General features: G+C 66.4%; 3 protein-coding genes, 1 tRNA gene and 2 pseudogenes. 4 read left to right on the forward strand and 2 right to left on the reverse strand.

Annotated features, from left to right (window positions below):
* Together AC30N0_RS19335 and AC30N0_RS19340 are read right to left on the reverse strand one after the other, a co-directional pair.
* Positions 1 to 403, reverse strand: a pseudogene (locus AC30N0_RS19335) (hypothetical protein); the annotation flags it as partial.
* A 91-nt stretch (positions 404 to 494) separates the two neighbouring features.
* Positions 495 to 1,082 carry a rhomboid family intramembrane serine protease gene (locus AC30N0_RS19340; protein ID WP_489519513.1) on the reverse strand — a complete coding sequence of 196 codons (588 nt, stop codon included), beginning with the start codon at positions 1,080 to 1,082 and terminating at the stop codon, positions 495 to 497.
* 99 nt (positions 1,083 to 1,181) lie between these two features.
* On the opposite strand from AC30N0_RS19340, the gene AC30N0_RS19345 reads away from it, so the two are divergent.
* The 4 genes and pseudogenes from AC30N0_RS19345 to AC30N0_RS19360 all read left to right on the forward strand — a co-directional run.
* Positions 1,182 to 1,266, forward strand: a tRNA-Leu gene (locus tag AC30N0_RS19345).
* Positions 1,267 to 1,617: 351 nt separating this feature from the next.
* On the forward strand, positions 1,618 to 2,505 hold the full coding sequence (locus tag AC30N0_RS19350; protein ID WP_489519514.1) for a 2OG-Fe(II) oxygenase: 888 nt from the start codon (positions 1,618 to 1,620) through the stop codon (positions 2,503 to 2,505).
* A gap of 59 nt (positions 2,506 to 2,564) precedes the next feature.
* Positions 2,565 to 3,482: a cysteine synthase CysM gene (gene cysM, locus AC30N0_RS19355; RefSeq protein ID WP_489519515.1), complete on the forward strand. Its 918-nt coding sequence runs from the start codon at positions 2,565 to 2,567 to the stop codon at positions 3,480 to 3,482.
* Positions 3,479 to 3,660, forward strand: a pseudogene (locus AC30N0_RS19360) (NUDIX hydrolase); the annotation flags it as partial. The gene cysM and the pseudogene AC30N0_RS19360, both read left to right, overlap by 4 nt.

A 3,660-nucleotide genomic window follows, 5' to 3' on the forward strand; every position in this document is an offset into this window, starting at 1 on the left:
CCAGGTCGTAGGCGACGATGCGGGCCGGCACGCGCCGGCTGCCGCTGAGGATGACATCGACGCGCTCGGCCTCGAGGATCAGGTAGCCGATGGTCAGGATCAGGCCGTCGTCGCCGATCAGCACGCCCGAGCCCTGGCGCGACTTGCCGAGGGTGGAGATCGACCGTGCGTCCTCCACGGCGGTGGCTTCGATGCCGACGACCGCGGCGTGGGCCCGCGCGAGGGCCTGCTTGCCGGCCTCGAGCTGCGCGGCGTCGGGCTGGTCGGCGACGTCCATGGCCCTGGCGCCCCTGCCGCCGGCGACACCGACGGCCGGCGCGGCGACGGCCGCGTGCGTCACGAGTAGCGTCGTAGCCAGGGCCGCGAGGAACCGGAACGGGTCTCGAAACTGCGCCATCTTCATCGCGATCTCCTCGAGGAACGCCTTGCCCGCAGCATGAGCGCTCAGGGCTGCCCTGCGGGCCGCAGGGCCTCTTTGGCGGACCGCCGGCGACTCAGCGCCGACGAAAGGGCGACTGGCCACGCCAGTAGCGAAGGGTCAGCAGCCCGCCCAGCATGCCGCCGAGGTGGGCGAAGTGGGCGACGCCGGTGTTGAGGACGGTCGCGCCCTGGTAGAGCTCGACGATCCCGAACAGCAGCACCAGGTACTTCGCCTTCATCGGGATCACGAAGAAGAGCAGGATGGTGCGGTTCGGAAACAGCATCGCGAAGGCGAGGAGCAGGCCGAACAGGCCCCCGGATGCACCGACGGTGGGCACCTGCGAGCCGAGGAGCGCGTTGACGAGGAGCTGGGTCAGGGCGGCGGCGAAGACGCTGGCGAAGTAGAACTGCAGGTAGCGCTTCTGGCCCCAGACGTTCTCGAGCTCCGAGCCGAACATCCACAGCCCGAGCATGTTGAAGAACAGGTGTTCGAAGCTGCCATGCAGGAAGGCATAGGTGCCGATCTGCCACGGCCAGAAGTTGGCGCCGATGGGCCAAAGCGCGAACGCGGTGAACAGCCCGCCGCCCAGCAGGCGCTCCAGGAAGAAGATGGCGACGTTGGCGAGAAGGAGCGCCTGGGTGATGGGAGGCAGGGGCGGCATGAAGGCAGGCTTGGGGCAACCGACAGGCCCGGCGCAGGGTGGCTCGAAGGCCCTGAGTCTACGGGGCCTGTGGCAAACTGCCCGGCTCTCGAAGCACCGGCCTCGGTGGCGAAATTGGTAGACGCGATGGACTCAAAATCCATTTCCGCGAGGAGTGTCGGTTCGATTCCGACCCGAGGCACCAGGGAGCTGCGCCACGCACAAGGGGTGTGCAGCAACCCGATAACGCTGATGTTCGAAACCGCCGTGTCGCTTCCGCAAGCGGCCTGAGCGCATAACACCTGAACGCCATCGCGGCGACGCGCCAGAAGCGGGGTTCGAAGCCATTCATCCATGAATTGGCGATGCTCTCCGGCCACCCGGTTGCATAGTCGCATTCCCGATTGGCAAGTCTGGGCGTCGCCCGCACGCTCGGAGGCCGCCAAGGTCCAGATGCTGCAGGGTCGCTGCGCAGTTCCTCGAGACTCCCCAAAGCATGCGGGGTTCGTTCGGTAACATGCAACGCTTCAACGCCTGAATTGGAAGGACGCATCCGATGCCCGACGAGTTTCAGAGGGTTACGCTGCCGATCGCCGTCGACGGCGGTCTCCAACTTGACCCCCGGGAAGCCAGAGCCTTCGGTGGACTGCTGTCGGAGGAGTACGCGGCAGCGCAACCCTTCCCCTATATCGTCGTCGATGACTTGCTACCCGCTGCGCTCGCCGACTCTATCCTCTCGAATTTTCCGACGACTTCCCTCCGCGGCGACATTCACCACGAGAGCGGCTACGGGGGTGAACACAAGCGCCAGATCTTCCCCGACGACTGCAACGAGTACGTGCGCAGCGTTTTCCGGTTTTACAACTCTGGAGGCTTCCTACAATTCCTCGAGGGGCTAACGCAGGTTGAGGAGCTGATTCCGGATCCGTATTACAACGGTGGCGGCTTCCACGAGATTCGCCGGGGCGGCAAGCTCGGCGTCCACGCTGACTTTCGCATCCATGAGCAGTTGCACCTAACGCGCAGGTTGAACGTCCTGATCTACCTGAACCAGAACTGGAACCCTCACTTCGGCGGCGAGCTGGAGCTGTGGGACAAGGCCGCGCGCCACAAGGTGTGCTCGATCGCACCGGTTTTCAACCGCTGCGTGGTGTTCAACACTGACGAGCACTCCTACCACGGGCACCCAGACGCCTTGAACACCCCGGAGAACGTCACCCGGAAGTCGCTCGCGCTCTACTACTACACCGCCTCGAAGGCCGTCTACAGCGAGGTGGAATCGCACGGCACCATGTACGTCGCGCGGCCGACAGATGGCACTAGCGTGCGCCGTGAGGTGGCCCGACACAACGCCATGAATTACGTGCGTGACTGGCTCTTGCCTCCGATGCTGTACCGCCAGCTCCGTCAGACGGTCCGACGCTTCAAGCGGCTGGCGCGGTAGGCGGCCCTCCAGTGCGCTGAACCTCGGTTCTAGATCATCGGAGCGCCTCCGAACAACCCATGAGCGACGACGCGCCGAACTATCCGACGATCGAGGACGTGATCGGCGCCACGCCGATGGTCCGCCTCGTCAGGCTGCCCGGCGCGCGCAATGCCGAGCGCGGCAACGTCCTCCTCGGCAAGCTCGAAGGCAACAACCCGGCCGGCTCGGTCAAGGACCGTCCGGCGATCAGCATGATTCGCCGCGCCGAGGAGCGCGGCACGATCAAACCCGGCGACACCCTGATCGAGGCCACCTCCGGCAACACCGGCATCGCGCTGGCGATGGCGGCGGCGATCCGCGGCTATCGCATGCTGCTCGTCATGCCGGAGGACCTGAGCATCGAACGGGCACAGACGATGAAGGCCTTCGGTGCCGAGCTCGTCCTCACGCCGCGCAGCGGCGGCATGGAGTACGCGCGCGACCTGGCCACGCAGATGGAGAAGGACGGCAAGGGCCGCGTCCTCGACCAGTTCGCCAACGCCGACAACCCGCGCATCCACTACGAGACGACAGGGCCGGAGATCTGGCGCGACACGGCCGGGCGGATCACCCACTTCGTGAGCGCCATGGGGACGACCGGCACGATCACCGGCGTGTCGCGCTTCCTGAAGGAGAAGAACCCGGCCGTCCGCATCATCGGTGCGCAGCCGAACGAAGGCTCGCGCATTCCCGGCATCCGCAAGTGGCCCGCGGCCTACCTGCCGAAGATCTACGACCCGAAGACGGTCGACGAGCTGGTGCTCGTCAGCCAGCCGGACGCCGAGGAGACGACGCGCCGCCTGGCCCGCGAGGAAGGCATCTTCGCCGGCATCTCGGCCGCGGGCGCCTGCTGGGTCGCCCTGCAGGTGGCCGAGCAGGTCGAGAACGCCACCATTGTGTTCGTCGTCTGCGACCGCGGCGATCGCTACCTGTCCACCGGGGTCTTCCCGGCATGAGCTTTGAGACTACCTTCTGCACGAACTGCGCGACGCTCCTGGCGCCGATCGCGCAGGACGAGGACGGCGGCGCCAAGACCCGGCTGCGCTGCCCGGCCTGCGGCTGGACGCACTGGAACAACCCGACGCCGGTGCTCGCCGCGGTGATCGAGCTCGCCGATCTCGAGGGCCAGATCCT

It is taken from the genome of Rhizobacter sp. (assembly GCF_031412495.1).
Lineage (GTDB): Bacteria > Pseudomonadota > Gammaproteobacteria > Burkholderiales > Burkholderiaceae_C > Schlegelella_A.

Bases quoted from the DNA above. Each gene is read 5' to 3' on its own strand.
- cysM (WP_489519515.1), top strand. From the start codon at position 2,565: ATGAGCGACGACGCGCCGAACTATCCGACGATCGAGGACGTGATCGGC.
- AC30N0_RS19340 (WP_489519513.1), bottom strand. From the start codon at position 1,082: ATGCCGCCCCTGCCTCCCATCACCCAGGCGCTCCTTCTCGCCAACGTC.
- AC30N0_RS19350 (WP_489519514.1), top strand. From the start codon at position 1,618: ATGCCCGACGAGTTTCAGAGGGTTACGCTGCCGATCGCCGTCGACGGC.